Annotated in this window: 27 protein-coding genes and 2 pseudogenes; 22 read left to right on the forward strand and 7 right to left on the reverse strand. The window is 39.6% G+C overall.

Annotated elements, in window-relative coordinates:
- Nucleotides 1-18: 18 nt before the first annotated feature.
- On the forward strand, nucleotides 19-855 hold the full coding sequence (locus I6L31_RS01215) for a hypothetical protein (protein WP_005003936.1): 837 nt from the start codon (nucleotides 19-21) through the stop codon (nucleotides 853-855).
- On the opposite strand, the gene I6L31_RS01220 is transcribed toward I6L31_RS01215, so the two are convergent.
- The gene (locus I6L31_RS01220) at nucleotides 782-1807 is read right to left on the reverse strand and encodes an IS30-like element ISAba125 family transposase (protein WP_010326927.1); all 1026 of its coding nucleotides are present in this window, start codon (nucleotides 1805-1807) and stop codon (nucleotides 782-784) included. The genes I6L31_RS01215 and I6L31_RS01220 overlap by 74 nt on opposite strands.
- Nucleotides 1808-2320: 513 nt before the next feature.
- Between I6L31_RS01220 and I6L31_RS01225 the strand changes: the two are divergent.
- Nucleotides 2321-2659: pseudogene (locus I6L31_RS01225) on the forward strand (pseudouridine synthase); the annotation flags it as partial.
- Between the two features lie 38 nt (nucleotides 2660-2697).
- Here I6L31_RS01225 and I6L31_RS01230 read toward each other — a convergent pair.
- On the reverse strand, nucleotides 2698-3630 hold the full coding sequence (locus I6L31_RS01230; protein ID WP_005001898.1) for an IS5 family transposase: 933 nt from the start codon (nucleotides 3628-3630) through the stop codon (nucleotides 2698-2700).
- Between the two features lie 41 nt (nucleotides 3631-3671).
- Between I6L31_RS01230 and I6L31_RS01235 the strand changes: the two are divergent.
- Nucleotides 3672-4079: pseudogene (locus tag I6L31_RS01235) on the forward strand (pseudouridine synthase); the annotation flags it as partial.
- Nucleotides 4080-4081: 2 nt separating this feature from the next.
- Here the strand turns inward: I6L31_RS01235 and I6L31_RS01240 are convergent.
- The 3 genes from I6L31_RS01240 to I6L31_RS01250 form a co-directional block, all read right to left on the reverse strand.
- On the reverse strand, nucleotides 4082-4525 hold the full coding sequence (locus I6L31_RS01240; RefSeq protein WP_004989495.1) for a GNAT family N-acetyltransferase: 444 nt from the start codon (nucleotides 4523-4525) through the stop codon (nucleotides 4082-4084).
- Between the two features lie 108 nt (nucleotides 4526-4633).
- Nucleotides 4634-4942, reverse strand: a complete 309-nt coding sequence (locus I6L31_RS01245; protein ID WP_004989494.1) for a type II toxin-antitoxin system RelB/DinJ family antitoxin — start codon at nucleotides 4940-4942, stop codon at nucleotides 4634-4636.
- Between the two features lie 88 nt (nucleotides 4943-5030).
- Complete coding sequence (locus tag I6L31_RS01250) at nucleotides 5031-5963, reverse strand: RluA family pseudouridine synthase (RefSeq protein WP_005003941.1); 933 nt, start codon at nucleotides 5961-5963, stop codon at nucleotides 5031-5033.
- A gap of 127 nt (nucleotides 5964-6090) precedes the next feature.
- Here I6L31_RS01250 and tsaE point away from each other — a divergent pair, with 127 nt between their 5' ends.
- The 4 genes from tsaE to hfq all read left to right on the forward strand — a co-directional run bounded on the left by tsaE (nucleotide 6091) and on the right by hfq (nucleotide 10082).
- The gene (gene tsaE, locus I6L31_RS01255) at nucleotides 6091-6564 is read left to right on the forward strand and encodes a tRNA (adenosine(37)-N6)-threonylcarbamoyltransferase complex ATPase subunit type 1 TsaE (protein WP_005003944.1); all 474 of its coding nucleotides are present in this window, start codon (nucleotides 6091-6093) and stop codon (nucleotides 6562-6564) included.
- Complete coding sequence (mutL, locus tag I6L31_RS01260) at nucleotides 6561-8510, forward strand: DNA mismatch repair endonuclease MutL (RefSeq protein WP_005003945.1); 1950 nt, start codon at nucleotides 6561-6563, stop codon at nucleotides 8508-8510. The genes tsaE and mutL overlap by 4 nt, the downstream gene beginning before the upstream one ends.
- Nucleotides 8511-8516: 6 nt before the next feature.
- Nucleotides 8517-9461, forward strand: coding sequence for a tRNA (adenosine(37)-N6)-dimethylallyltransferase MiaA (gene miaA, locus I6L31_RS01265; RefSeq protein WP_005003948.1), 945 nt, complete (start codon nucleotides 8517-8519; stop codon nucleotides 9459-9461).
- 93 nt (nucleotides 9462-9554) lie between these two features.
- Nucleotides 9555-10082: an RNA chaperone Hfq gene (gene hfq, locus I6L31_RS01270; RefSeq protein ID WP_004989480.1), complete on the forward strand. Its 528-nt coding sequence runs from the start codon at nucleotides 9555-9557 to the stop codon at nucleotides 10080-10082.
- A 128-nt stretch (nucleotides 10083-10210) separates the two neighbouring features.
- On the opposite strand, the gene I6L31_RS01275 is transcribed toward hfq, so the two are convergent.
- Together I6L31_RS01275 and I6L31_RS01280 are read right to left on the reverse strand one after the other, a co-directional pair.
- A complete protein-coding gene (locus tag I6L31_RS01275; protein ID WP_005003951.1) occupies nucleotides 10211-11554 on the reverse strand; it encodes a peptidylprolyl isomerase in 1344 nt (447 codons plus the stop codon).
- The gene (locus tag I6L31_RS01280; RefSeq protein ID WP_005003952.1) at nucleotides 11554-14013 is read right to left on the reverse strand and encodes an LPS-assembly protein LptD; all 2460 of its coding nucleotides are present in this window, start codon (nucleotides 14011-14013) and stop codon (nucleotides 11554-11556) included. Before I6L31_RS01280 ends, I6L31_RS01275 begins: the two co-directional genes overlap by 1 nt.
- Nucleotides 14014-14132: 119 nt before the next feature.
- Between I6L31_RS01280 and I6L31_RS01285 the strand changes: the two genes are divergently transcribed.
- From I6L31_RS01285 to I6L31_RS01355, 15 genes are all read left to right on the forward strand, one after another.
- Nucleotides 14133-15146 carry an aminoglycoside phosphotransferase family protein gene (locus tag I6L31_RS01285; protein WP_005003953.1) on the forward strand — a complete coding sequence of 338 codons (1014 nt, stop codon included), beginning with the start codon at nucleotides 14133-14135 and terminating at the stop codon, nucleotides 15144-15146.
- On the forward strand, nucleotides 15146-15835 hold the full coding sequence (murU, locus tag I6L31_RS01290) for an N-acetylmuramate alpha-1-phosphate uridylyltransferase MurU (RefSeq protein WP_005003955.1): 690 nt from the start codon (nucleotides 15146-15148) through the stop codon (nucleotides 15833-15835). The genes I6L31_RS01285 and murU overlap by 1 nt, the downstream gene beginning before the upstream one ends.
- Before the next feature lie 85 nt (nucleotides 15836-15920).
- Nucleotides 15921-16559, forward strand: coding sequence for a 16S rRNA (guanine(527)-N(7))-methyltransferase RsmG (rsmG, locus tag I6L31_RS01295; RefSeq protein WP_005003957.1), 639 nt, complete (start codon nucleotides 15921-15923; stop codon nucleotides 16557-16559).
- A gap of 12 nt (nucleotides 16560-16571) precedes the next feature.
- Nucleotides 16572-17354 carry a ParA family protein gene (locus tag I6L31_RS01300; protein ID WP_004997149.1) on the forward strand — a complete coding sequence of 261 codons (783 nt, stop codon included), beginning with the start codon at nucleotides 16572-16574 and terminating at the stop codon, nucleotides 17352-17354.
- The gene (locus tag I6L31_RS01305; protein WP_005003960.1) at nucleotides 17351-18238 is read left to right on the forward strand and encodes a ParB/RepB/Spo0J family partition protein; all 888 of its coding nucleotides are present in this window, start codon (nucleotides 17351-17353) and stop codon (nucleotides 18236-18238) included. The genes I6L31_RS01300 and I6L31_RS01305 overlap by 4 nt, the downstream gene beginning before the upstream one ends.
- A 47-nt stretch (nucleotides 18239-18285) precedes the next feature.
- On the forward strand, nucleotides 18286-18924 hold the full coding sequence (locus tag I6L31_RS01310) for a MotA/TolQ/ExbB proton channel family protein (RefSeq protein ID WP_004989462.1): 639 nt from the start codon (nucleotides 18286-18288) through the stop codon (nucleotides 18922-18924).
- A gap of 11 nt (nucleotides 18925-18935) precedes the next feature.
- Nucleotides 18936-19364: an ExbD/TolR family protein gene (locus I6L31_RS01315; protein ID WP_004989460.1), complete on the forward strand. Its 429-nt coding sequence runs from the start codon at nucleotides 18936-18938 to the stop codon at nucleotides 19362-19364.
- Nucleotides 19361-21088 (forward strand): lipid A export permease/ATP-binding protein MsbA, encoded by a 1728-nt coding sequence (gene msbA / locus I6L31_RS01320; protein WP_005003962.1) that lies wholly within the window; start codon nucleotides 19361-19363, stop codon nucleotides 21086-21088. Before I6L31_RS01315 ends, msbA begins: the two co-directional genes overlap by 4 nt.
- A 5-nt stretch (nucleotides 21089-21093) precedes the next feature.
- Nucleotides 21094-22113 carry a tetraacyldisaccharide 4'-kinase gene (gene lpxK / locus I6L31_RS01325; protein ID WP_005003969.1) on the forward strand — a complete coding sequence of 340 codons (1020 nt, stop codon included), beginning with the start codon at nucleotides 21094-21096 and terminating at the stop codon, nucleotides 22111-22113.
- Nucleotides 22114-22875, forward strand: a complete 762-nt coding sequence (kdsB, locus tag I6L31_RS01330; RefSeq protein WP_005003970.1) for a 3-deoxy-manno-octulosonate cytidylyltransferase — start codon at nucleotides 22114-22116, stop codon at nucleotides 22873-22875. It abuts the gene before it with no gap.
- A 14-nt stretch (nucleotides 22876-22889) separates the two neighbouring features.
- Nucleotides 22890-23858, forward strand: a complete 969-nt coding sequence (locus tag I6L31_RS01335; protein ID WP_005003974.1) for a DNA polymerase III, delta' subunit — start codon at nucleotides 22890-22892, stop codon at nucleotides 23856-23858.
- A gap of 12 nt (nucleotides 23859-23870) precedes the next feature.
- Nucleotides 23871-24212, forward strand: a complete 342-nt coding sequence (locus I6L31_RS01340; protein ID WP_005003975.1) for a PilZ domain-containing protein — start codon at nucleotides 23871-23873, stop codon at nucleotides 24210-24212.
- 16 nt (nucleotides 24213-24228) lie between these two features.
- Complete coding sequence (locus I6L31_RS01345; RefSeq protein ID WP_005003977.1) at nucleotides 24229-25002, forward strand: TatD family hydrolase; 774 nt, start codon at nucleotides 24229-24231, stop codon at nucleotides 25000-25002.
- A gap of 43 nt (nucleotides 25003-25045) precedes the next feature.
- Nucleotides 25046-25654: a TetR/AcrR family transcriptional regulator gene (locus tag I6L31_RS01350; RefSeq protein WP_004989445.1), complete on the forward strand. Its 609-nt coding sequence runs from the start codon at nucleotides 25046-25048 to the stop codon at nucleotides 25652-25654.
- A gap of 208 nt (nucleotides 25655-25862) precedes the next feature.
- The gene (locus I6L31_RS01355; protein WP_051070638.1) at nucleotides 25863-26363 is read left to right on the forward strand and encodes a type II secretion system protein; all 501 of its coding nucleotides are present in this window, start codon (nucleotides 25863-25865) and stop codon (nucleotides 26361-26363) included.
- Nucleotides 26364-26386 lie beyond the last annotated feature (23 nt).

Raw genomic sequence — 26386 nt, forward strand, 5'->3', positions numbered from 1 at the left:
TATTTAGGACATCTTATAATGTTAACACGTCGACGTTTTCTTACTTTAGCGCCCTCTATTGTGGGTTTGTGTACAATCGGTTCCTCTGTCTTTGCGACAGTTTCAACTTTGGCTGCATCAGATGCTGAATTAAAGCGACAAATGTTAGGTAAATTAACGACTGAATTGAATGATGCTACTTTGGCAAATACACAGACTCAGAACCTATTTAAGACATTATTTAATTGGGATACTGCTACTTTCGATTTGAATACAATTAATACAATCGTAGCTTATAGCTTTGGATATCGCCCAGCATTGAATGGTAATACAATGCCAGAATCTGGACCTATTAATGAGCAAATTGCCGATGCAGTGTATATGCTTTATCAAATGAACCCAGTATTAATTTACGCACAGTGGGAAGTGGCTTCTATCTTAAAGTCAAAGTATCACCTAGAGAGCGATAAAGTCATTTCAGTCGGTAATCCAACTATCAATACAAATGGAGTCGTTACGGCAAGTATTGATCAAGTGGCCGCTATGATTGTTAAGAAAGCAAGCATTAGTTTGGGTAAAGTTGCAATTTTTACTCATGCAGATCAACAATCTTTAGCTATTGATATATCTAAAATTTATGGAATGAATGCAGCAATACCTAAAGGAATCGTGATGCCAATAAATTATGATGTCGATGCTTTGCCAGCACAGAATCGGAGGAGAGATTTATATATACTAACTAATCTTTCAACACGAATGGGTATTCTCCGAACCCAATTAATTAATCAAAAATATGGCGAATTCAAACATGAGGTGCGACAGTTTGAAAAGTCTTATGATAATCAACAAGCTGAGCAAATTTCTCTAATGGTGTAAGCCAATCTAACGCTTTTCTAGGACGAGTATTCAGTGACATGGCAACTTGATTTAAATAATGCTGATCTGCCTGATTTAAATCAATCCCTTTAGGTAAATATTGCCTAATTAAACCATTCATATTTTCGCATGTGCCTTTTTGCCAGGGTGAATGTGGGTCACAGAAATATACATCTATGCCTAAATCTTCTTCAAGTATTTTATGTTCTGCCATCTCGCGTCCACGGTCATAGGTCAACGTTTTACGCAGTTCTGCAGGTAAATATTTCAGAGCTTCAGTTAAAGCCTTGCGCACTGATTCTGCCTTTGCATCAGGTAATGTTGCCAAGATACAGAGCCGTGTATTTCGTTCAATAAGTGTTGCTATCGAACTTTTATTGTCTTTACCTTTAATTAAATCAGCTTCCCAATGACCCGGTATTTTTCTTTCTTGAACTTCGGCTGGGCGCTCATGAATAGTTTTAATATCCTGTAATATAGAATCTTTTTTAGGTTCACCGTTAGCTTTTCGCTTTTTATTTTCATGACGCAGACAGGATAATAAGTCTTTTTTCAACTCACCCTTTGGTAATGCGCGTATCGTTGAATAAATCGTTGTATGGCTTACATTCATTGTTTGATCCAAATCAGGAAATGTCTTTAAACGCTTTGCTATTTGCTGAGGAGACCATAAACAACGGATCGCTTCAACAATAAATTTCCAGAGGATTGAATCGATTTTGAGTTTTCTGTGACCACGTCTACGTCTAGCGAAGGTGTTATCAGAAGCATATCGAGCTTGATAAACGTCATTGATGCTATTTCTTTTAAGCTCACGATAGATCGTACTAGGATGTCTTTTAATAAGTTCAGCAAATTTTCTGGCTGAAAAGCCTTCTTTTCTTGACTCAAGCATTAATGCAGTACGATCTTCAAAGTTAAGATGATGGTATGACAATTTTATATACTCCATAAACCCTTTAAATTAATTAGGTGGTTTATGTCGCACTTCAAGTTTTACTCTGCCTATCCTAATGGTTAGATTTTAGAGTTATCACATATTTTTTAAAAAGTGTGGATTAATTAATTAGTATATAATACATATAAGTATCTTGCTTGTATGTATTATTTTTTTAAATACGGTTTATTTAAAATTTATAAAATATAAGTCATATAAATAAAAATATGAATGATAAACTTAAATATGAAGCGCATTTATTTAAAATCATAATATCTTTAAATGATTGTAAAATTGATTTAAATGTAATTTTAGAGTCAAGTAAATAAGACTTATAAAGATTTAGATTTGATTAATAAATTTTCCGAGCTATTCAGACTTTACATTTGTATTGTTGCTTAAATCTAGTTGATTTAAGCAAAGCTAAACTTTTAAATTTCTGTGGCAGTTGTGCTATTTCTGCTTATTTTGTCGCGTTAAATTTTAAAAATCAGTTAAACTATACCATCGCTTATTTCGGATATTGTTATGCTCTTGGAAAAAATGTTGCAATCACAAGGTTTTGGTTCACGCAAACGTTGTCAGCAACTGATTAAAAATGGAGCAATAAGCATTCATAGCGAAGTGCAAACAGATCTAAAATGTCGTGTCGATGTGAATGGTTTAAACTTTTCAGTATATGGTCAAGATTATACTTATCGCGAAAAAGTGTATATTGCGCTGAATAAACCTCAAGGTTTTGAATGTTCACATCAACCTCAGCATCATCAAAGCGTCTTTAATTTATTCCCAGAGATTTTAAGAGAACGTGGACTCGCTGCGGTTGGGCGTTTAGATCAAGATACAACAGGATGGCTTTGTTGCACAAAGATTTGAAATGCAAAGCGCCCCTAATTGAGCCAAATTTAAGGCGTAACTTGGGTAAGTGGTCGACCTAATTCCGTAAATCTGTTAAGGACTGCTACACGTGCATGGATCTCATTCACTTGGCTATCAAAACTCCTTGCACTGAGTTTATCTCCTAATAATTTGATGCAATGCATCTTAGTTTCCACCAAACTGCGGCGATGATAGCCTGACCATTTTTTCCATAATGTCCTGCCTAAACGTTTAACTGTTCGAAGTAATTCATTTCGCTCTAGCGAGCTACTCTTTGTATCTTTCCATGGTTTCGCATTTTTTCTAGGTGGAATCACCGCATGTGCTTGCCGATCTGCAATGACCTGACGGCATTGCTTGGTGTCATAAGCTCCATCGGTATAAACAGAGTCAATCTGCTCATCTTGTGGAATCTGATTAAGTAAATCACCAAGCACCTGTGAATCACTGACATTATTGGTTGTGAGCTGAATAGCGCGTATTTGTAGGGTTTTGGCATCTATACCAATATGTAGTTTACGCCATTGGCGACGATATTCAGCTCCATGTTTCTTGCGTTTCCATTCGCCCTCACCTAGAAACTTCATGCCTGTAGAGTCTACGAGTAGATGCAGTCCATCGCTACTTTTTTGATAGTTAATCGCAATATCAATATGTTTTTGTCTTCGACAAAGCGTACTGTAATCTGGTGCGGTCCAATTTAATCCACAAAGTTTAATCAGACTTTGAACAAAACCTGTGACCATGCGTAAAGAGAGTCTAAATAAAGATTTGATCATTAAACAGCATTGAATAGCCGTATCGGAGTAAGTTTGATTTCGACCTTGCTTGTTTTGTGGTTGTGCATACCACTGAGTGTTTGGATCAAACCAAATGGAAATGTTGCCCCGATTAATGAGAGCGCGATTATAGGAAGACCAGTTGGTTGTACGATAAGTTTTAAGAGTAGGTTTATTCATTTTGAAATTATAGGACTGAATAAACCTTATAGGCTAGGTTTGTGCAACAAAGCCCAACAGGATTATTATTACTAACAGATGATGGTCAATTTTTACATGCGCTCACTCATCCCAAACGTCATGTTCCAAAAGTCTATCATGTCACGACACTCGCCCCGATTTCTCAGGAACAATTAATCGCGCTAGAAAAAGGAGTTGAATTACATAACGAAAAAGGAATTTTTGCTGCAACAGATGTTCATTTATTAAATGAGTACCAACTCAGTTTAACCATTCATCAGGGTGTTTATCATCAGGTTAAACGTATGCTTGCCGCAGTAGGGAATAAAGTTCAAGCGCTGCATCGTCAGCAAATTGGTGAATTGGATTTGCCTGAGCTTGAATTAGGGGAGTGGATTTATTTAGATAAAGAGCAAATTCAGGCAGCACAACAATCAAATTCACAGTGAAATTATTTAAGAAAACAGTGATAAGTAAGAAAAGCATCATCCTGAATAAATCCCATAGACTCATAAAGCCGTTGAGATTCGACGTTGGTTTTCTGAGTCTCCAGACTAATTCTTAATGCACTTTCATGTCGTGCAAATAATATTGCAGTATCGATGAGTTGTCTGGCGGATCCTTGACGACGATAAATGGGGGTTACATAGACATCGTCTAAAATATAATAATTTGAACACGCAACTGAAGAAAAACCCAGATAAAGCAAGACAAAACCAGTGAAAACATCATCTTTAACATGGATGAAGATGACACTTTCTTTATTTTCGAAGCGTTGTTTTAGAAAATTATAAGATTGTTTAAGATTAGATGAAGCACCGTAAAACTGACGATATTCATCAAATAACACCGCAAGCTGATTTAGATCTTCTAATGTCGCGCGTCTTACAATCATCTAATGTCTCCATATATTTTATTAATTATCCTAAACATGGAGAGCATAACGAAAAAATCTAAAGAAGAACGTTAAAACTTGTTTATATTTATAAATAGTAAAGCGTATTTAAAGTTGATCACTTTCACCTAACAGCGCATTTAACTCTTCAAAAAATGCATCATCATCAAGTTCTGTATCTATAGCAGACCCATTGCTTTGCGTCGTCGCAGATTTCATTTTACGCAGCTTTAATAGCTGTTCCATATTGATATTCTGGTTCTCAATGGTAAATGGAATAGACTTAGTCAAAACCACTTGCTTGAAAAAAAGACGAACTGCTTGAGCAGGTGTAATCCCCAGTTGCTTAAAAACAGCAAAGGCCTGTTTCTTTTCTTGTGAGTCAAGGCGAACCTGATAGACTTCTGTTTTTCGCATGAATAATAACCGAATGATTTTTTAATTTTAAAAAATTCATTGTAAACCAAGAAATTGTAATTTCAATATTTTGCACATAAAAAATCGTTCATTTGTCATTACTTTGGTATGACAAACTCAAATCAAATGTTGATTCAATACAAATTTTCTGACTATTGATAGGATCGGTAAACTCAATGCTTTTGGCTAAAAGTTGTAATGGCGCAGAAAAATCATCGTCTGCTTTATGTTGAACAGTGGGATAAAAAGGATCATTTTGAATCGGAATACCTAAATAATTGAGATGAACTCGCAGTTGATGCTGTTTACCCGTATGGGGTTTTAACTGATATTTTGCCCATGTTTTATTATGCTCCAGACATTCAATCAAGGTTTCGCTATTGGGTTCACCGTAAGGATTAATCTGCATGGTATAAAAAGGTTGTCCTTTTTCCATACAGAGATTAAGAGCTTGGGGAAAATATAATTCTGGCTCATAAGCTGCAATTGCATGGTAAGTTTTTTGGACTTGTCGTTTGGCAAAAAGCTCCTGATACGCGTGTCTAACTTCAGCTTTTTTACTAAATAGAACGATTCCTGCTGTTTCCCGATCAAGCCGATGTATTGGACTTAATTCTTCAATTCCAGTCTGATTTTTTAAGCGTACCAGTAATGTTTCCTGTACATATTGTCCTGTCGGACTGATGGTTAAAAAATGTGGTTTATCGACAATCAATAAATATTCATTTTCAAATAAAATTTGGTGCTCAAACGGAACATGGATTTCATGTGCCAAAAAACGATAATAAAAAATATGGGTATTGGCTTGATATGGACTATCGACTGCGAGTATTTGTCCAGTCGAATCATAAATCAAACCCTCTGTAAAACGTTGTTGCCATTCTGGTTCTAAAATATGTGCAAAATGTTTGCAGAGATATTGAAAAACCGTCTGAATAGTTTGATCTCGATCGTGGGGTAAGAAGACTTGACTGGCACTCACGCCATTGATCATCGGCGGTTTAAATTCAATTTTGTTCATGAAATGTGATAAAAATAAACAGATGTAAATGGCTTGTTTTAAAATAAAACAGATGTCCGCCTAGCGTAAGCTTTTAAAGCCTGAAAATGCTATCATATTCCGTTCTTCGATTCATGTCGTGTGTGCTATGCAATATTCCTTATCGTTACAATTAAATAGTGAAGATGATACTCAGCAGTTTGCGCAGCATTTAGCTAATTTTGTGCAATCTGGTGTGATTTATTTGATTGGTGATCTAGGGGCGGGGAAAACCACTTTTACACGCTATTTATTGCAACACATGGGACATCAAGGTGCAGTCAAAAGTCCAACTTATACGCTGGTTGAACCTTATAAAATTAACAATAACGAAATTTTCCATTTTGATCTTTATCGTTTAAATGATCCTTATGAATTAGAGCTGATGGGGATTCGTGACTATCTCGAAGTGCCTAACGCTTTATTTTTATTTGAATGGCCATCTAAAGGTGGAGATGAAATTCCTCAGGCAGATCTTGTCATCAATATTGAAAAATCAGAAGATGATCTTCAGCGTTTTGTTACATTGTCTTTAAATGATGAAAACCTTTATCAGGTATTAAAGGAAACATTGGAATCATGAGTGATTCAATTAGCTTGCGTCGTATCCATGCTTTAAATCCTGCGTTAGCCAACCAGATTGCTGCGGGAGAAGTAATTGAGCGCCCGTCATCAGTAGTCAAAGAGCTTCTGGAAAACTCGATTGATGCAGGAGCAACCGAGTTGATTATTCGTGTTGCACAAGGCGGCGCAACCCTCATTGAAATCATCGACAATGGCAATGGCATTCATCCAGATGATCTGCCGCTTGCCGTTATGCGACATGCCACTAGTAAAATTCAAACTGCTGAAGATTTGCATGCGATTGTCAGTTTGGGCTTTCGTGGAGAAGCATTGGCTTCAATTGCAGCCGTATCACGTTTGACTCTGGTGAGTAGCCAAAATGAAGAAGGGATTGGTTATCAGGTAGAAGTGAACGGTACCGCTTTTGAACATCAACAGGTTCAAGCAGTGGCAGCACAAAAAGGTACCCATATTCGTGTACAGGATTTATTTTTTAATGTACCTGCGCGGCGTAAATTTTTAAAAAAACCAGGTACAGAATTTGGACATATTGAAGAAATTGTTCGCCGTTTGGCTTTAACCCATTTTGATATCCGCTTTGTCCTTGAGCATAATGATCAGATTCGTTTAAACCTGCCTATAGCAGATAGCGGTGCTTTAAGATTCCAACGAGTGCAACAATTACTCGGTCAACAATTTACGCAAAATGCTTATTGGCTCGATAGTGAAAGCATCAATATGCGTTTGTCAGGTTGGCTTGGACACCCTTCTGATGCCAGACCACAGGCTGATTTACAATATGTTTATGTGAATGGTCGTATCGTCAAGGATAAAACCATTTCTCATGCGCTGCGCATGGCTTATGATGGTATTTTACATGGCCATCAATATGCGGGTTATTTACTGTTTTTAGAGGTTGATCCCGAGCAGATCGATGTCAATGTGCATCCCACCAAGCATGAAATTCGTTTCCTCAATCAACGCGAAGTGCACGAGTTCGTCAGACATTATGCCAAAGAAACCTTGGCGCAGTTTCAAACCGCAAGTACTGATTTGGCTCAGGCAATGAAAGCTGATGAGCAGGTGACATCCGCTTTAAATAAGGTCATTCAACCGCGTTATCAGGAACAATTTGCTTTACATAAAAATTTGGATACGTCGCCACGTGTATCAGATCAGTCTGAAACAACACCAGAGCTTTCTACTGAGTTACTGACTGATTTTAATTCCAGCCGTCCGCAGAACGTTCAATATTCACCCCAAAGTCGTTATAACGGTTCAACGCAGCTCAATAATGCCCTGAAAACGTATTTGTCGCCGCTTCGGGAAAATTCAGATACTGAGCATGATGCATCTGCAACATCCTCTTCAGTCGATGAGTTTCCTTTAGGGATCGCCATTGCACAGTTACATGGCATTTATATCTTGGCACAAAATACAGAAGGGCTGATTATCGTTGATATGCATGCGGCGCATGAACGTATTTTATTGCAACAAATGAAAAGTGCTTGGGATAAACCAGAGTTTTGGACATCTCAGCAACTTTTAATTCCAAAAATTATTACCATTAGTCGCATGCAAGCCACCCGCATTGAGGATTTAAAAAATCAACTGCTTCGATTGGGGCTTGAAATCGATCAATACGGCGATGAGCAGGTCATTGTTCGTGGGGTGCCTGCGATTTTGCAAAAAGCCGATTTTGACAAGCTCATTCCTGAACTGTTGCATGATTTGGATCCAAATGATGAGGCTCAGGCACTGATGCAAAAGCGCGATCAGATTTTGGCGGGCATGTCATGTCATGGCGCAGTACGTGCGCATCGTATGCTTAGTCTTTCGGAAATGAATGCATTACTCCGTCAGATGGAACAGACTGAATTTGCCAGTCAATGTAATCATGGTCGTCCAACATGGCGAGCGTTTCCACTTAATCAACTTGATAAACTTTTTGCTCGCGGAGAATAATCTCAAATGTCATCAAACTTGCCTGTGATTAATCTGATGGGGCCGACTGCCAGCGGCAAGACTGCGCTGGCATGTGAGTTATACGAACGTGGTCATTTTGAAATTATTTCAGTGGATTCAGCACTTATTTATCGAGATATGGATATTGGTACTGCTAAACCTACGCAAGAGGAGCAAGCACTTTATCCGCATCATCTGATTGATATTATTTCGCCGTTAGAGGTGTATTCTGCTGCCCAGTTTGTCGAAGATGCGAGTCGCTTGATTGATGACATTCACGCACGCGGTAAAACCCCGATTTTGGTGGGTGGAACGATGTTGTATTTCAAAGCATTGCTTGAAGGGCTTTCAGATCATTTACCTAATGCAGATGCACAGGTTAGAGCGGAAATTGAACAAAAAGCAAATGAGCAGGGTTGGCAAGCTGTTTATGAAGAATTAAAGCGGGTGGATCCACTTGCAGGAGAAAAGTTCAAAGTTTCAGATAAACAACGAATTATTCGGGCATTGGAAGTTTTTCGTTTAACTGGTCAGCCAATCACAAAATTACAAGCCGAACAGCCTAAAAATTTACCATATCGCTACATTTTTCATAATTATGCTTTACTCCCAGATCGAGTAGAATTACATCAGCGAATCGAACAAAGATTACGCAAAATGTGGGATATTGGTTTTTTAAATGAAGTGGAATACTTGATTGAAAAATACGATATTAATGACAATTTGCCCTCAATGCGATGTGTCGGCTATCGGCAAGCACTCGATTTTCTTCTAAAAAGTGACAAAAGTCACAAAAATAAGCTGGAGATGGAAGATAGAGCATTATTTTCGACACGACAACTTGCAAAACGTCAATACACTTGGTTACGATCTTTGCAAGAAACACACTGTTTTAAAACTTATTTAACGATAAAGCAAGCTCAAGAAGACTTGCGAAACTCTTATGGATAAAGCAAAATTTACATACTATCTTTTTTATAATTTTTAATTGAAAACTAAAGATGGTTTTTTGCGCTGATTTTTAATTTTTTTTGGAGTTATAACATGTCTAAAGGTCAAACTTTACAAGATCCGTTCTTAAATTCTCTCCGTAAAGAACGTATTCCTGTTTCTATTTTCCTTGTGAACGGTATCAAGCTACAGGGTCATATTGAATCTTTTGACCAATACGTGGTTCTATTAAAAAACACAGTAAGCCAAATGGTTTATAAGCATGCAATTTCTACAGTTGTTCCTGCTCGTAATCCACGTCCAGCTGGCGCTCCTGCAACAGCAGGTCAAGGTGGCGGCTTTGGCGGTGGTCAAGGTGGTGGCTTTGGCGGTGGTCAAGGTGGCGGCTTTGGCGGTGGTCAAGGCGGCGGCTTCGGTGGTCAAGGCGGCTTCGGTGGTCAAGGTGGTGGCTTCGGTGGTCAAGGCGGCTTCGGTGGTCAAGGCGGCTTCGGTGGTCAAGGTGGCTTTGGTGGTCAAGGTGGCGGCTTCGGTGGTCAAGGCGGCTTTGGTGGTGGTCAATCATCAGGCTTTGATGGCGATACAAAATTTGAAGATAATCAAGAAGACGAAAATAATCGTTAATTGATCATTTTAGAGAAGCCCCGATCTTAATCGGGGTTTTTTTATGTCAAGAAGTATGTGTACGATTAAATTTGAACAAGTTAAAATAAAAAAGCCAGCAATTGCTGGCTTTTTTATAAAATCAGGTTTTAAGATTTATTTTTCTGACTTTGTTCCTGAAGGGCTTTTTTATCCAGAGTTGGATCTTTGATTTCGACGTAGGCATTAGAACGTACTTCACGTAACCAACTATCCACTTCAGTATCAAACTGGCGTTCACCTAATATTTGACGCGCCATACGTTCTTGATATTCATGCGTCATATCCTGTTTACGGGTATCTTGTACCTGTAAAATATGCCAACCGAACTGAGTTTGAAATGGCTCGCTGATTTGACCCACAGGCGTATTCTTCATTTTTTCATCAAACTCAGGAACCATCATCCCAGGAGTTACCCAGCCTAAACTACCGCCATCACGAGCAGAACCTGGATCATTGGAAAAGGTGGCCGCTAAAGTTGCAAAATCTTCACCTGCTTTTAAGCGATTATATAAGCTTGTGATCATTTGTTTGGCATTTTCAGGGCTGACCACTTCAGAAGGTTGGATTAAGATATGGCGAGTTTTATATTGCTCCACCATCGCTTTTTGATCACTGGTTTTGCGGTCAAGTAGTTTTAATACATGAATTCCATCACGGACATTAATCAGTTCGGTGGTTTGACCTGTTTGTAAGGCACTTACACGCGCTGCCAGTTCCGCAGGAATATCGGCTAAGTCACGATAACCCATATCAGCACCTTCAACCTTGATATCTTTGGTTGAATAAGTCTTGCCAATACTTGCAATATCATCGCTGCTATTTAAAGCAGTTTTAACTTCTTGAGCGACCTGATTAAGTTGTTGCGGATCTGCTTTGGCACCAGAAATACGTGCATGTAAGACATGAACCTGACTGCCTAACATGGCTTGACCCTGTGGGGATTTTAAAAAGTTGGCAACGTCTTGATCGCTAATTTTAATACGTGACATCACTTGCTGTTGACGTAAGCGACTGATGGCTAGATCTTCACCAATACGATCACGTAAGGAGGCATAAGTCCCTGGCGCCATAGCATCCAGCTTTTGCTGGAAAGCTTCAAGAGATTTGCTGCCAGATTGGTTTGCAACTTTAAGTACGGCTTCATTCAGCGCTTTTTCGTCAGGTTTGATCCCATAACGTTTTACTTGCTCAAGTTGGGCTTCACGTAAAATCAGTTGATCTAAAACTTGTAGCTGTAAGTATTGTTCAGGTGGAACTTCTTTTTTTTGCGCTTGCATTTGATGGACTGCCTCAGCAACGCCTTGTTCTAAATCGCTCTTTAAAATGACACTATTGTCCACAATTGCAATCACTTCATCCGAAGGAGTTGCAGCAAAACTATGCATTGATGAAGAAACAACCGCTGCGAGGGCAGTTGCTTTAAATAACTGTTTTAAATACTTTGTCTTCATTAACGTTGTGTCCAAGATTGATTAGTTTCTTTAAAGCCTAAAACTCGATTTTCCATAATAGATGCAAGTTTGTTATTTACACCACCTAAGCCTTTCAGGGTAAGTTCGACCATAACCGCTTTTTTTACATTGACGTTTGGATCGTTTGGATTATCAAGGTCATTGTAATAAGAGCGTCCATAGACAGAAACGCCCCAACAGCATGATTCGTAATTTACACCGAGTAAATATTCACGCGCGACACTATTATCAAGGTCGTATTGAACATGGCCCATAATACGCCAATTGTTATGGATAGGTTGTATAAAGGATGCAACCACCTGATCATAAGTATTTTGGCGATCTGGAATTTCTTTACGATAAAAATAGCCTAAGTTATACAGATTTCCTTTGTCACCTGTGTAGTACATTTGAAAATCACGTTGTGAATTCGTACCGTTTGACATCCATGCCGAATTTGCACCAATGGTAAAGTGCTGTGAAAGCTGGCTAGATAAACTCACCACAGGCCCTGTATTTTTTTCCGTGTCGCTTTCATCATTACTGATTAAAGTGACGCGTCTATCTTGAAAATAGTAGCTTTGTCCAACACTGGCGCGCAGGCGTTCTAAACCTTCTGGATCAAATAAACTATAACTTACGCCCAAAGACATAAAGTTATTATCTTCTAAACGGTCATGTCCATAGAAGCGATATGGGTTAAACAGTTGATCATAATTAATCGAAGCTGTAGTGGTGTCAAAGTTTGGATAATCTGTCTGATTTTTATACGGCGCATAGGCATAAAATGCTCTTGGCGTAATGGTTTGCAGGTATTTTCCATCTTTTTCAAAGGTTAAACCAGTATCCAGACTGAATTGCGGTACAACCACCGATTTATTTTTATCGTTTGGTGTTGCTCCACCTTCAGGATATAAAGCGTTGATGGTGTTTTCATCATAAAATGTATTAATGCTACGAACCGAGACTTCAGGAATGGCAAAAGCATAGGTGTTTCTAAAGTTATAACGTGCCGCGAATTGGTTATAGATCCGAGTACCACTTGGCTGAGTGCTATAGTTGTTAGTATCACTAATGTCTTTTTTGAAATATGCGGTGTCGTTATTAAACTCGTATTGTAATCCTAGAGGATTACCCGTGACATAGTTTAGTAAAAACTGAGGCAGACGCGCATAAGGTCGGTCAATATCAGCTACGGTTTTATCTAGAGTCTGAAAGTCTTCAACTTTTAATTGAGCTTTTAAGCCAGGAATTTGATTTTTATAATTTAACACCCAGGCACGACGTAAATTTAAATCTGTCTTTGAATCAGGACTTGAGTTTAAGTCAGCCGTAAAGTCTTTATCTGATGCGTAATTGTATTCTAAGTTGGTTGACCAATAATCATTGATATCCCAATTATGTAAAAATTTTAAATCTTTACGGTCTTGATCATTATATTTTTTATCTTCAGGAAGATAAGCGCCAGAAATTTTACCCTCACCAAAGTTCTCGGTGATATATCTGAACTGACCTTCCAGCATCGTGCCACGATCAGCATAGTAGCGTGGCGTCACAGTTGCATCGTAGTTAGGCGCGAGATTAAGATAAACAGGAACGGCAAGTTCAAAACCTCCATCATTGGAGAAACCAAAGGTGGGGTTTAAAATCCCAGTAGTTCTACGATCATCAATCGGAAAGTTAAAATAAGGAACCGCCAATACAGGTACATCTTTGACGTAAAGTTTTGTGCCCTTGGTTATGCCCCGACCACTGTCCTGATCCAACTTGATTTCTTTGGCTTTAATTTGCCATGTTGGTTTTTCTTCAGGAGGACAGGTCGTGTAGGTCGCATCATTCAAAACCATCGTCGTCGGTGATGTACGATTGATCTGCTGTGCATGACCATGCGCATGCCGTTCCTCAGAAATGTAGAAACTATTATTTAAATCACCTGTTTGGGTCTTTAAATTGTAATTGATCTTGTCGCTCTGAGAAAGCAGACCGCCTTGTGCTAATTGTACGTGACCTTCAGCGTCAGCATAGGTTTGAGTCTGATCAATGGTGACTTTGTCGGCGCGAATAGATCGACCTTCCTGATCAATTACGACATTACCACTTAGCTGTGAATCGCCTTTGGGATTGTAATGTCCATAGTCGGCAGTCACCACAGAAGTCGCCTTTTCTGGATCTACGGCTTGAGCGGTTGGACTGATGGGAGTGATCCATGTACCTGTACAAAAGGCAGAGCTTAATGATTTTGTATCTCTGACCTGAGCTTCAGGTGCAGATTTATCTACATAATATTGCTCAAAAAATTCCTGACCAGGATAAGCTTTTTGAATGCTTTCCTTGAGCTGTTTATTATCAACGTTAGAAGCCGCATTATCCGACTCAGCATAACTTGATTGTATGGAGCCACCACATAAAAGTGTCAAAATAGCGGTCGCTAAAGGATTAAATTTAAACTGATGCTTCATTGTTTCATTAACCAAGTATGCTAATTCGCAATTAATTATTGTCGCATCATAGAGAAAAAGTTTATAAGTGGCTACACTTATGACTTCAAAATCTCAGCTAGTTTTAGATTTTATTGCAAATGAATACACAACGTGAACAATTGATACAATCATGGATTGCCTCTGCTTTGAATACTGAAGATTTTCAGGTTCACTTTTTAGCTGGAGATGCGAGTTTTAGACGCTATGCACGCGTCATTAACCAAAATAATACCTTTATGTTGATGGATGCGCCACCTGAAAAAGAAGATTGTGCTCCATTTGTGATGATTGATGAGTTTTTTGATCAGCATGGTGTACGTGTGCCACATATTATTGCTAAAAATCTGGAGCAGGGTTTTCTGCTACTTGAAGACTTTGGTGATGTGGTCTTATCAACTCTACTGAATGATGTCACGGTGGATCATTATTATCTACAAAGCTTTAAGCAACTGATTCAATTGCAATCGATTCAGGGTGAGGGACATTTCCCAGTCTATTCGCATGAAAAGTTACTGACCGAAATGAAGTTGCTGACAGATTGGATGCTGCCATCACTTCAAGTTATACCAAGCGCAGAACAGCAAACAGTTATCGATCAAACATTTAATTTATTGGCAAACACTGCGCTTGCGCAGCCTCAGGTGATTGTGCATCGGGATTTTCATAGTCGTAACTTGATGAAAATTGAAGGCGAAGAACAACTGGGTGTGATTGATTTTCAGGATGCGGTGGTCGGCGCAGATACCTATGATCTGATCTCGATTACGCGTGATGCGTATGTGCAGTGGAATGCAGATCGGGTTTATCGTTGGTTCCAGCTTTTTTATGATTTATTACCCGATGAAGCCAAGATCAATCGCAGTTTTGAACAATTTAAAAAAGAAGCGGACTTTATGGCGATACAGCGTCATATCAAAATTCTGGGAATTTTCGTCCGTTTATTTGAGCGAGATGGAAAATCGGGTTATCTCAAAGATTTGCCTCGTGTGATGTGGTATTTACTCGAAGAAAGCAAAGCTTATCCAGAACTGGATGCTTTTATGCAATTTATGCAGCAGACAGTCATGCCTAAGTTTATTGAAAAATATGGTCGTTATGAGGTAGCCGCCTAATGAAAGCTATGATTCTTGCTGCGGGCTTGGGTAATCGTATGCGTCCATTGACTTTGCATACACCGAAGCCTTTATTGCAAGTCGCTGAAAAACCTTTGATTGTTTGGCATATCGAAAAATTGAAAAAGATTGGTGTCACCGAGATCGTTATTAATACGGCATGGCTGGCTGATAAACTGGTAGATGCTTTAGGTGATGGCTCGCTTTTAGGTGTCAAAATCTTATGGTCACATGAGAGTGAAGGTTTGGAAACAGCGGGTGGCATTATCAATGCCTTGCCATTGTTGGGTGATGATCCTTTTATTTTGGTCAATGGTGATGTTTGGACAACGATGGATTTTGCATCGCTTTTAAAGGTCAAATTAATCGACGATTTAGCGCATTTAGTATTTGTGCCTAATCCTGTGCAACATCCGCAGGGTGATTTTGTGCTATCCAATGGCAAAGCTTATACTTTTGAGCAAGCGCAAATAGGTGAGGCTCTAACTTATAGTGGCGTGGCTGTTTTATCGCCCAAACTATTTGAAAATTTAGAACACGGTAAACGACCTTTAGCACCTTTATTGAAACAAGCCATGCTTAACGGCCAAGTGAGTGCTGAAAAAATGCAAGGTGTTTGGGTTGATGTGGGTACGCCTGAGCGATTAAATGAGCTAGATCAACACATTAAAGCAGGTTTATACATTTAACTGTGTAAACGCTAATCGTTGACCACTACTTTTGAGTAGAGAAATAGGTATACTGCAACTAACTTTTTAGAGATGTTCCACGGATATGCATCCTTTTTTCCACGAATTAAAACAGGGCAGTCAGGCTTTAGGTTTAGACCTGAGCGATGATGCTTTAAATCTGTTGTTGAAATATCAAGATGCATTGGTGCTCTGGAATAAAGCCTATAATCTCACGGCGATACGGGATCCAAAAGAAATGTTGGTGAAGCATTTATTGGATAGTCTAAGTATCTTAAAAGATTTACCTGAAGGTCGTTTACTCGATGTCGGTACAGGTGGCGGTATGCCAGGTATGATCATTGCATTATGTCAGCCAGAACGTTGCTGTGTATTGCTAGATTCAAATGGTAAAAAGATTCGATTTTTAAAACAGTTTATTGCAGATTTAAAATTAAACAATGTGATTGCTGTCCAAACACGTGTGGAAAATGAAGATTCGATTGGTGAATTGGGGCAATTCGATGTAATTACCAGTCGTGCATTTGCTTCACTGACTGATTTTGTCAATGCCGCACGGCCGTACATGCATCAAAGTAGTATCATCGCTGCGATGAAAGGTTTGGTTCCTTTAGAAGAAATGCAGCAAATGCAACATGAATTTTCGTGTCAGGTGATTGAGTTGCAAGTGCCGCGTTTAGATGAACAACGTCATTTGCTTTTACTTGAACAAAAACAATCTTAAATTGGGGTAACTATGGCTCAGATTATTGCAATAGCCAATCAAAAAGGCGGCGTAGGTAAAACCACGACCGCTGTGAATCTGGCTGCCTCATTGGCTGTATTAAAAAAACGCGTACTTTTAGTGGATATGGACTCACAGGGCAATGCCACTATGGGGTCTGGTGTGCAGAAAAATGATTTGCTGTATTCCATCACCGATGTATTGCTCGGTGAAGTTCCTGTCGAAACTGCAATCACAAAATCTGAAGTAGGTTATAAAGTGCTGGGTTCAAACCGTGAGCTTTCGGGTGTAGAGCTTGCGATTGCGGATCAGGAAGGGCGTGAATTTATTCTAAAAAAAGCGCTAGATAGTGTTCGTGATGCTTTTGATTATATCATCATCGACTGTGCGCCTAGTCTGAGTCTAATTACCGTTAACGCACTTGCTGCTGTAGATGGGGTTATGATTCCGATGCAATGTGAATATTATGCGCTCGAAGGTTTAGCCGATTTAACCCAGACCATTGATCGTATTCAACAGGCTTTGAATCCTGAGCTACAAATTATTGGTGTACTACGCACCATGTACGATGCACGTAATGCTTTGACTCGTGATGTTTCTGCTGAATTAGAACAATTTTTTGGCAAAAAACTCTATGATACGGTCATTCCGCGTAATGTTCGTCTTGCTGAAGCACCTGCACACGGTTTGCCGATTATTTATTTCGAGAAAAGCTCCAAAGGTGCAGTGGCTTATTTAAATTTGGCTGCTGAAATGTTGAAAAAAAGTAAAGTGAAAAAAGGGAGTCACGCATGACCACAAAAAAACGCGGATTGGCAAAAGGGCGTGGTCTGGATGCACTTCTCGGCTCTATTCAAAAAGAAAAGTTACAAATAGAAGCACAGGCGATTGATCATGGTCAGCTCAAACAGATTGATGTCAATCTACTGAAACGTGGGGAATACCAACCACGTCGCTTTATACAGGAACAAGACTTAAAAGAGCTTGCATCATCGATTGAAAAACATGGTGTGATGCAGCCGATTGTGATTCGTCCGATTGAGGATGAACAATATCCGTATGAAATCATTGCGGGTGAACGTCGTTGGCGCGCAGCACAATTGGCAGGTTTAAAAGAAATTCCTGCGATTGTCCGTGACTTGAATGATCAGGTAGCGATTGCATTGGCACTGATTGAAAACATTCAGCGTCAGGATCTCAATCCAATTGATCAAGCATTGGCTTTACAACGTTTTCACGACGAGTTTGGTTTAAGTCATCAAGAAATTGCAGAAACCGTGGGCAAAGCCCGTACCACGGTCAGTAATTTACTGCGTTTACTCAGTCTGGATGATGCCATCAAAAATCTGATGCAGGAAGGTCAATTGGATATGGGACATGCTCGGGCGATTTTGGCGTTAAAAGCCAAAGATCAAATGGCAGTCGCTAAAATTGTCATCGAAAAAAGTCTTTCAGTACGTCAAACAGAGCAACTGGTTCGTGAATGGAATGAGCCAAAACAAGACAAGCCTCAGGCTGTGATTTCGCCAGATATTGAGCAATTGACCCAAAAATTATCTGAACGTTTTGGTGCAAATGTAAAAATCGATCACAATAAACAAGGAAAAGGCAAACTGGTCATTCACTATCATTCACTTGATGAGTTAGATGGTATTTTAAATATTTGCTTAACCGATTAGTCTATGCTGACCTTTTAAATTTTTTGTAGTCATTGGGGAAGTACAGCATGTGGGAATTAGTTAAGGCAGGGGGCTGGTTGATGCTGCCCCTCATTCTATGTTCTATTTTTACTGTAGCGATTAGTATCGAACGTTTTATTCGCCTGAAACGATCAGCAGTTTTGCCAAGCGCCCTCATGTCTTCAAGTTCTCATTCGGTTGATCAGGTCATTGTGCAATTGCAGCAAAACCAAGCCTTGCAAACCAGTCCTTTGGGACGAATTTTAAAAGCTGGTATTGAAAACCAGAGTATGGGCGAGCAATTTGCTAAAGCACAAATGGAAGTTACCGCTTCTCAGGAAATTGGGTATCTGGAACGTAATATTAACTTTTTGGGAACGATGAGTGCTGTTGCGCCTTTACTTGGTCTTTTGGGTACAGTCGTTGGAATCATCGAATCCTTTCTAGTGATTGATATTGGATCGAGTAGTAGTCCAACTTTAATGATTCCTGGTATTTCTAAAGCGTTGATCACTACCGCTGTGGGGATGTTGATCGCAATTCCAGCGTTAATGGCGTATCGTTATTTTCAGCGTCTTGTACATGAATACATCGCGGAGCTTGAACAACAAGCGACTCTTTTTCATGCCGCACTTTTTTTCAAACCTTCACAGTCAAATGCATTTGAGCAACGTCGTGTAGGCTAGGGTGGGATATTATGAAATTTAAGCGCCCGCAAGTTGAAGATATTCATATCAATCTGACACCGATGATTGATTGTCTGCTGTTTATTTTGGTGTTTTTGTTGCTTTCTACGACCTTTGCACAAAATAGTCGAATTAATCTGACTTTACCCGATGCACAAGGGGTTCCACCAAAACAATACGATCAAAAAATCGAGGTCATGGTAGACTCTTCGGGGCATTACATGGTCAATGGTCAAGCTATTTCTAGTCAGAGTAGTTCTGATTTAAGTAGTGCAATTAAACAGGCGGCACATGATCGTCGTGATTTAATGTTTGTCATCGCTGCTGATGCCAAAGCGACGCATCAGGATGTGATTCGCGTGATGGATGTGGCAGGACAGCTTGGTTTTGTTAACATTAACATTAGTACAAAAGTTCCTTCCAGAGGTTTTACTGAGTGAAGCAAGATTTTAAGATTTATCTTCGTCTACTATCCTATCTAAAACCCTTTTGGGGCATTGCATTATTGGTATTGGTTGGTTTTGCGATCAATGCTGCAACTGAGGTGTCAGTTGCCAAGTTATTAAAATATATCATTGATGCAATTCAGGAAGGTAGTCGACAAAATCTTGATTGGTTTCCAGCACTTATAGTGTTGTTGGTTTTCTTTCGTGGTCTGGGCTTGTTCATGGGCAGTTATTTTACCGCTGTCATCTCACGCAGTTTGATCTTTAGTATCCGTCAGGATGTCTATGCAAAACTGTTGTGTTTGCCTTCACAATATTATCTGGATAATTCGTCAGGGCATATTACTGCCAAGATCATGTATAACGTAGAGCAACTCACGGCTGCATCTTCTGAATCGCTGACGACCATTGTTAAAGAGGGTTTTATTACCATTGGCTTATTGGGTTATCTTTTTTACTCGAACTGGCGTTTGACTCTGTGTATTCTAATTTTTATGCCTTTGATTGGTTTGCTTGTTCGTAAAGCATCTAAAAGAATGCGTAAACTTTCGATTCAAGTACAAAATACCATGGGTGATGTGAATCACGTGGTACAGGAAAGTATCAATGGTAATTCAGTGGTCAAAACCTTTAATGGCGAGGCCTCAGAACAACAGCGCTTTTATAAATCTTCTCAGGAAAACCTCAAACGTGGTTTGAAAATGGTGGTAGTTCAAAACATGAACTCGCCACTGGTACAATTGGTAATGGCATTTGCCATGAGTTTGATCGTCTGGTTGGCATTGCGTCCACAAATTTTGGGTAATACGACTGCGGGTGAGTTTGTGGCCTATATTACGGCTGCCGGCTTGCTCGCAAAGCCTATAAAAAATCTGACCGATGTTAATGAAAAGATACAACGCGGTATTGCAGCAGCTTATTCTGTTTTTGAATTATTGGATCTACCTGAAGAAAAAAATACAGGAACTTTGAAGCCTGAATTGAAAGGTAATATTCGTTTTGATCATGTGGGTCTGGTGTATAAATCAGATGTTCATGCCATTCAGGATTTTACGCTCAATATCAAATCAGGTGAAACGATTGCTTTGGTCGGGCGTTCTGGCGCAGGTAAAACTTCTTTGGTGAATTTGTTGGTGCGTTTTCAGGAAACGACTAGCGGTCAAATTTATCTGGACGATCTTCGTATTGAAGATATCGATTTACCAACTTTACGCCGTCAGGTTGCGATGGTGAATCAGCAAGTAGTGTTATTTAATCGTACAGTGCGCGAAAATATTGCGTATGGACAGCTTGAAGGTGCAAAAGAAGAGGATATTATCGCTGCGGCAAAAGCTGCTTATGCACATGATTTTATTATGAACTTACCACAAGGTTATGACACTGTTCTTGGCGCTCAGGGATTGAATCTATCGGGTGGTCAGCGTCAGCGTATCGCGATTGCCCGAGCGATCCTAAAAGATGCTCCGATTTTGATCTTGGATGAAGCGACAAGTGCACTGGATAATGAATCTGAGCATTTTATCCAAAAAGCTTTTGATCAGGCGATGCAGCAAGATCGTACCACCATTGTGATTGCACATCGTTTGTCAACGATTGAAAATGCAGATCGAATTGTGGTGATGGATAAAGGTCGTATTGTGGAGCAAGGTACACATTCGGAATTACTGGCTAAACAAGGCGCTTACTATCAATTACACCAGCGTAATTTCGAGGATTAGTCTGCATGTCTTTTGCCCAAATAATTCAGGATGCGTGGAATAAACAAGCAAAATGGCTAATTTTGTTACGTCCACTGTCATGTTTATATTGGGTAGGTTCAAGTTTTAATCACAAGCTTTATCAAACTGGCGTAAAAGCAGTATATACCGCACCCGTACCTGTGATGGTGATTGGCAATATTACGGTAGGTGGGAGCGGTAAAACGCCTCTATTAATCCAACTGATCAAATATCTGATGCAGCGACAGCTTAAAGTCGGTGTGATCAGCCGTGGTTATGGTGGTCAAGGTCCTTTTCCTGCTTTAGTGGATATGAGTTCCAAACCTGACGAAGTGGGCGATGAGCCGTGTTTAATTGTTCAATCTACACATGTGCCGATGGCTGTAGGAGCAGATCGTAAAGCAGCAATTGAATTACTGTTAAGTCAATATGAGATTGATCTCATTATCAGTGATGATGGCTTACAACATTGGGCCTTAGATCGACAAATTGAATGGATTGTACTGGATCTTAATCGCGGCTTGGGCAATGAAAAACTGTTGCCTGAAGGTTATTTACGTGAACCCAAATCACGTTTAGAAACGGGGACTGTTATTGAACATGGAGTACAACCGCAGTCGAGCTTAAATATGCATCTTCAAGCAGGTCAGCCGTATTTGTTAAATCCATCTGAAAATGCTGCAAGTTTATTTAATCCGCAAGACCAGTTTTATGCAGTAGTCGGTATTGGTTTTCCGCAGCGTTTTTATAAAACGCTTGAATCGATTGGCATTCAGGAATTTCAATGTCACGAATTTCCCGATCATTATGATTATGAAATTGAAGATTTACAGTTTGATGATCACAACCCCATCATTACCACTGAAAAAGATGCAGTAAAGATTTTAGCTTTGCTTCAACAGTATCCAGATTTCGCTACTGAAATTTGGGTCGTGCCTGTAGAGGCAATCCTTTCTCAAGATTGTTACCAATTACTTGACGCTCAATTACATCAGTTGGGTATTTCTCTGCCTCAGGAAATTTAAATGAAACACATCGTCATTCCTGCTCGTTTTGCTAGCTCACGTTTACCTGGGAAACCCCTTTTAGAGATTCATGGTCGTGCCATGATTTTACGTGTTGTTGATCAGGCAAAAAAAGTTCAAGGTTTTGATGATTACTGCGTGGCCACAGATGATGAACGTATTGCTCATATTTGTCGTACAGAAAATATTGATGTCGTGATGACCAGTACGGAACATCCTTCTGGTACAGATCGTTTAAGTGAAGTTGCACGAATCAAAGGCTGGGCAAGTGATGACATTATTGTTAATGTGCAAGGTGACGAACCTTTACTGCCTGCCAAATTAGTACAACAGGTGAGTCAGTTATTGGTTGAAAAACCAAATTGTTCCATGTCGACCTTATGTGAGCCGATTCACCAGTTGGAGGAATTTCAGCGTAACAGTATTGTGAAAGTCGTCATGTCTAAAGGCAATGAAGCGCTATATTTTAGTCGTGCAACGATTCCTTATGACCGTGATGCGGCACAACAGCACACCCAACAACTACATGCACATGCTTATCGTCATTTGGGGTTGTATGCTTATCGGGTCAGTTTGTTACAGGAATATGTGACTTGGGAACAGGGTACATTAGAAAAACTTGAAAGTCTTGAGCAGTTGCGTGTGCTAGAAAATGGTCATCGAATCGCGATTGCGATTGCAGAAGCCAATCTGCCACCGGGTGTGGACACTTTGGTGGATTTAGAGCGTTTAAACGCGATGCCCGTTTCAAGCTTTCAATAATTTTGGATGATTTGATGCAAACTGTTTATCCGTGGCAACAAAATGTATGGGAGACGCTCACCAGCCGATTCCCAGAAGTGGGTCATGGTCTCTTGTTTTATGGCAAAAATGGTTGTGGGAAACATGAATTTGCCCAGCATTTTTTAGCTTGGATTCTCTGTTCTAATAAACAGGCTCAAGCAGCATGTGGTGAATGCGTAAGTTGTCAGTGGTTAAAGTCCGATACACATCCCAATTATGTACATATCAGTACCGATGAAGACAATAAAAAACAAAATGCCAAGATCAAAATTGAGAAAATACGTGAGCTATTGCCTTTTGTGCAACAAACCGTAGATGGCTGGCGTGTGATTGTGATTGAACCCGCGGAAGCTTTGAATATTGCTTCGTCCAATGCGCTCTTAAAAACACTCGAAGAGCCGGGTGAACGTATCATTTTAATTTTATTGGCAGATCATTATCTAAAATTACCTGCGACTATCCGCAGTCGTTTGCAGCATTTTGCACTAGATCGAATTTCACCTGAGCAAGCATTGCAATATATTCAAAATGAACAGCCTGAACTTTCGGTAGAACAAATCAACTTACTTTTGAATCTTACGGGCGCTATGCCCTTAAGTGCGTTACAGTTAGCAGAAAGTGATTGGTTAAATAAGCGTACTGACTTTATGGCTGATTGGACAAATTTGGTCATACAGAAAAATAAACCCATAATGCTCGCAACCAAATGGTCAAAAGAGCTGAGCTTTAATGATTTTATTGCGATGTTGGAGTACTTGTTGGGTGATGTAATTTGTGTCAAGCTCAATCAATCAATCAAAAACATTGATCTGTCTTTTGATCAAATCGTGCCAGCCTATACGCTTGAGCAATTGTTTGAAATCTATGCAGAAATACAACATGCCAAGCAATTGGTTGAACAAAATGTACAAACCAATCTGGTTTTGGATCAACTTTTTATAAAATTAATGAATGTTAAATAAAGGGGAAGTAGAATGGAACCACGTATGATGGGCGGAATTATTCAGTTAAATATTCCTGATCGTGTAACCTTGCAAGCCAGTTATATGAGTTTTGTGCAAGGTGGTGGTTTATTTATTCCTTCCAAGCAAGCTGTCAAGCTGGGTGACGAGATATTTGTACTGGCTACCTTGCCTGAGCAGTCGCAAAAGATTCCACTCACTGGAAAAGTGATCTGGATTTCACGTAAACAAACTGGGGTTAAACCGCATGGTTTTGCGATTCAACTCAGTGGCGAAAAGGGAATCTACTACAAAAATGAAGCAGAAAAGCTTTTGGCGGGTAGTGTATCTGATCGTCCTAATTTCACCATGTAAAAAATAGGAAAAAAATGTGTTTGTAGATACTCATTGTCATCTGACCATGCTGGATTTGACAGCTTATGATGGAGATTTGGATCAGGCCTTGGCACAGGCGCGTCAAGCAGGTGTATCCAAGTTTATGAGTATTTCAGTGGATCTGGACGATCATCTTCAACTTGCTCAAATCGCCGAACGCCATGATGATGTGGGTTATAGTGTTGGTGTGCATCCCTGTGAAGATGCAGCCACGATGGCGCGAGCGACCACTGAATTTCTGGTTGAATTGGCACAATCTGATAAAGTTTGGGCATTAGGCGAAACGGGGCTTGATTATTATCACAGTACTGAATTTGTAGAACAACAAAAGCAATGTTTTGCCCGACATATTGCGGCATCTAAAATTGTGAAAAAACCAGTGGTGGTACATACTCGTTCTGCCAAGCAAGATACCATTGATATTATCCGTGCTGAACATTCGACACATGGTATTTTACATTGCTTCACTGAAGATTGGGAAACGGCAAAAGCGGCGCTAGATTGTGGTTACTATATTTCCTTTTCGGGCATTATTTCCTTTAAAAATGCGCAAGATTTACGAGATGTCGCTAAACAAGTCCCACTTGATCGAGTGTTAATCGAAACAGATAGCCCCTATTTGGCACCTATGCCTTATCGTGGTAAATCAAATGAACCAAAATATGTGCCATTTGTAGCCAAAGCTTTAAGTGATGTATATGATAAACCTCTAGAAGAAATGGCAGCTATTACTCGCCAAAACTTTGAAAATCTTCTGAATATGAAATAGTTGAATTAAACGAAAGCTAAAGTAAGAGAGTTATTGCGTGAAGATGGATCGTCAGGCTCAGTTTCGAGCAAGAGAAATATTGATATTTCAGGTTGCAGAACAACTCCTATTGGAAAATGGCGAAGCAGGTATGACACTTGATGCTTTGGCAGCGGAGCTTGATCTTGCTAAAGGCACGCTTTATAAGCACTTTCAAAGTAAAGATGAACTGTATATTTTATTGATCATTCGTAATGAAAAGATGTTGCACGAAATGGTGCAGGATACGCAAAAGACTTTTCAGGAGCATTTAGCTTTTTTTATGTTGCATCATTTGCATCATCCTGAACGTACCGTGATGTTTCATCAGATTGAAGAGCGTTTGTCGACAACTGGACAAGGGATACAGCAACTTTTTCAAGAGCTTTATCAGATTCGTAAAAAACGTTTACGCATTATTATTGGTATGACAGATACTTATCTGGAGTCAATCCAAAGTTCAATGACGACCCGTGATTATTTGGCTGGGATTTGGTCACTTACGCATGGTGCTGCGGCGATCTTAAATTCAAGTTTTTATCAGCGTTATTTGGGTTCAAGAGATACTTTGCGCATTGCTTATATTGATCAGGCTTTAGCTATGCCTAAGTTTATTCAAGAACAATATGCCTAATCAGGACGAACACGCGAAGCAAGGCTTTTCGTCTTGTGCTCATCCTCATACTCGAAGCATAGCTTCTCAGCCTTCTTGCGAAACGTTGCTTCTCAGATCGAGCGTTGCTCGATTTAAACCTTGCCACTCCAAGCATAGCTTTTCGTCTTGCGCTCGGACAAAGCTTCGCTTTGTTAATCCTCGCTCAGGATTTACGTTGATCGAGTTGATGGTGGTCATTGTTATTATCGCGATTTTGGCTTCGCTGATTTTATTAAATATCAGTGGGGTTGATCAGCGTAAAGCAATGCAAGCACGTGAATTTTTTATTCTCGATTTAAAAAAAATCAATAAAGAATCGGTTGATCAATCCCGTATTTTTGCTCTATTAACTCATAATGCGACTGATGTCGCCCCATTTAGCTATGAGCTGGCTGAATATCATGACCTTCGTACTCAAACAGTTATTCAGGAAGATAAAAAATGGCAACCTTATTCGGAATTTCCTGTCAGAGTATTGCCTGAAAGAGTCGCGTTTAATATTGAATCTGTTGATCAAAACTATCAGAATGCAACTCAACAGGATTTAATTAATCAACAAGCTCCCAAATTAATTTGGTTTGGTAATGGCGAAGTAAAACCAGTACGAATCCAGTTTTATTTTGAACAAAACCCTGTTGGTGATCCAATTGAGGTTGATCATCTGGGTAATATTAATGAAAACCAATAAACCCGATTCTGGATTCTGGTCTT

The organism is Acinetobacter septicus (assembly GCF_019355975.1).
Classification (GTDB): domain Bacteria; phylum Pseudomonadota; class Gammaproteobacteria; order Pseudomonadales; family Moraxellaceae; genus Acinetobacter; species Acinetobacter ursingii.

What these genes read in the sequence shown, in the direction of transcription:
- I6L31_RS01315 (WP_004989460.1), top strand. Translation starts at nt 18,936, where the DNA reads ATGAAATTTAAGCGCCCGCAAGTTGAAGATATTCATATCAATCTGACA.
- I6L31_RS01340 (WP_005003975.1), top strand. Translation starts at nt 23,871, where the DNA reads ATGGAACCACGTATGATGGGCGGAATTATTCAGTTAAATATTCCTGAT.
- I6L31_RS01350 (WP_004989445.1), top strand. Translation starts at nt 25,046, where the DNA reads ATGGATCGTCAGGCTCAGTTTCGAGCAAGAGAAATATTGATATTTCAG.
- I6L31_RS01310 (WP_004989462.1), top strand. Translation starts at nt 18,286, where the DNA reads ATGTGGGAATTAGTTAAGGCAGGGGGCTGGTTGATGCTGCCCCTCATT.
- I6L31_RS01355 (WP_051070638.1), top strand. Translation starts at nt 25,863, where the DNA reads ATGGTGGTCATTGTTATTATCGCGATTTTGGCTTCGCTGATTTTATTA.
- I6L31_RS01285 (WP_005003953.1), top strand. Translation starts at nt 14,133, where the DNA reads ATGAATACACAACGTGAACAATTGATACAATCATGGATTGCCTCTGCT.
- I6L31_RS01300 (WP_004997149.1), top strand. Translation starts at nt 16,572, where the DNA reads ATGGCTCAGATTATTGCAATAGCCAATCAAAAAGGCGGCGTAGGTAAA.
- I6L31_RS01230 (WP_005001898.1), bottom strand. Translation starts at nt 3,630, where the DNA reads ATGAATAAACCTACTCTTAAAACTTATCGTACAACCAACTGGTCTTCC.
- I6L31_RS01245 (WP_004989494.1), bottom strand. Translation starts at nt 4,942, where the DNA reads ATGCGAAAAACAGAAGTCTATCAGGTTCGCCTTGACTCACAAGAAAAG.
- rsmG (WP_005003957.1), top strand. Translation starts at nt 15,921, where the DNA reads ATGCATCCTTTTTTCCACGAATTAAAACAGGGCAGTCAGGCTTTAGGT.
- I6L31_RS01305 (WP_005003960.1), top strand. Translation starts at nt 17,351, where the DNA reads ATGACCACAAAAAAACGCGGATTGGCAAAAGGGCGTGGTCTGGATGCA.
- kdsB (WP_005003970.1), top strand. Translation starts at nt 22,114, where the DNA reads ATGAAACACATCGTCATTCCTGCTCGTTTTGCTAGCTCACGTTTACCT.
- I6L31_RS01240 (WP_004989495.1), bottom strand. Translation starts at nt 4,525, where the DNA reads ATGATTGTAAGACGCGCGACATTAGAAGATCTAAATCAGCTTGCGGTG.
- I6L31_RS01215 (WP_005003936.1), top strand. Translation starts at nt 19, where the DNA reads ATGTTAACACGTCGACGTTTTCTTACTTTAGCGCCCTCTATTGTGGGT.
- mutL (WP_005003945.1), top strand. Translation starts at nt 6,561, where the DNA reads ATGAGTGATTCAATTAGCTTGCGTCGTATCCATGCTTTAAATCCTGCG.
- hfq (WP_004989480.1), top strand. Translation starts at nt 9,555, where the DNA reads ATGTCTAAAGGTCAAACTTTACAAGATCCGTTCTTAAATTCTCTCCGT.
- I6L31_RS01220 (WP_010326927.1), bottom strand. Translation starts at nt 1,807, where the DNA reads ATGGAGTATATAAAATTGTCATACCATCATCTTAACTTTGAAGATCGT.
- I6L31_RS01250 (WP_005003941.1), bottom strand. Translation starts at nt 5,963, where the DNA reads ATGAACAAAATTGAATTTAAACCGCCGATGATCAATGGCGTGAGTGCC.
- I6L31_RS01275 (WP_005003951.1), bottom strand. Translation starts at nt 11,554, where the DNA reads ATGAAGACAAAGTATTTAAAACAGTTATTTAAAGCAACTGCCCTCGCA.
- I6L31_RS01280 (WP_005003952.1), bottom strand. Translation starts at nt 14,013, where the DNA reads ATGAAGCATCAGTTTAAATTTAATCCTTTAGCGACCGCTATTTTGACA.
- miaA (WP_005003948.1), top strand. Translation starts at nt 8,517, where the DNA reads ATGTCATCAAACTTGCCTGTGATTAATCTGATGGGGCCGACTGCCAGC.
- murU (WP_005003955.1), top strand. Translation starts at nt 15,146, where the DNA reads ATGAAAGCTATGATTCTTGCTGCGGGCTTGGGTAATCGTATGCGTCCA.
- lpxK (WP_005003969.1), top strand. Translation starts at nt 21,094, where the DNA reads ATGTCTTTTGCCCAAATAATTCAGGATGCGTGGAATAAACAAGCAAAA.
- I6L31_RS01335 (WP_005003974.1), top strand. Translation starts at nt 22,890, where the DNA reads ATGCAAACTGTTTATCCGTGGCAACAAAATGTATGGGAGACGCTCACC.
- tsaE (WP_005003944.1), top strand. Translation starts at nt 6,091, where the DNA reads ATGCAATATTCCTTATCGTTACAATTAAATAGTGAAGATGATACTCAG.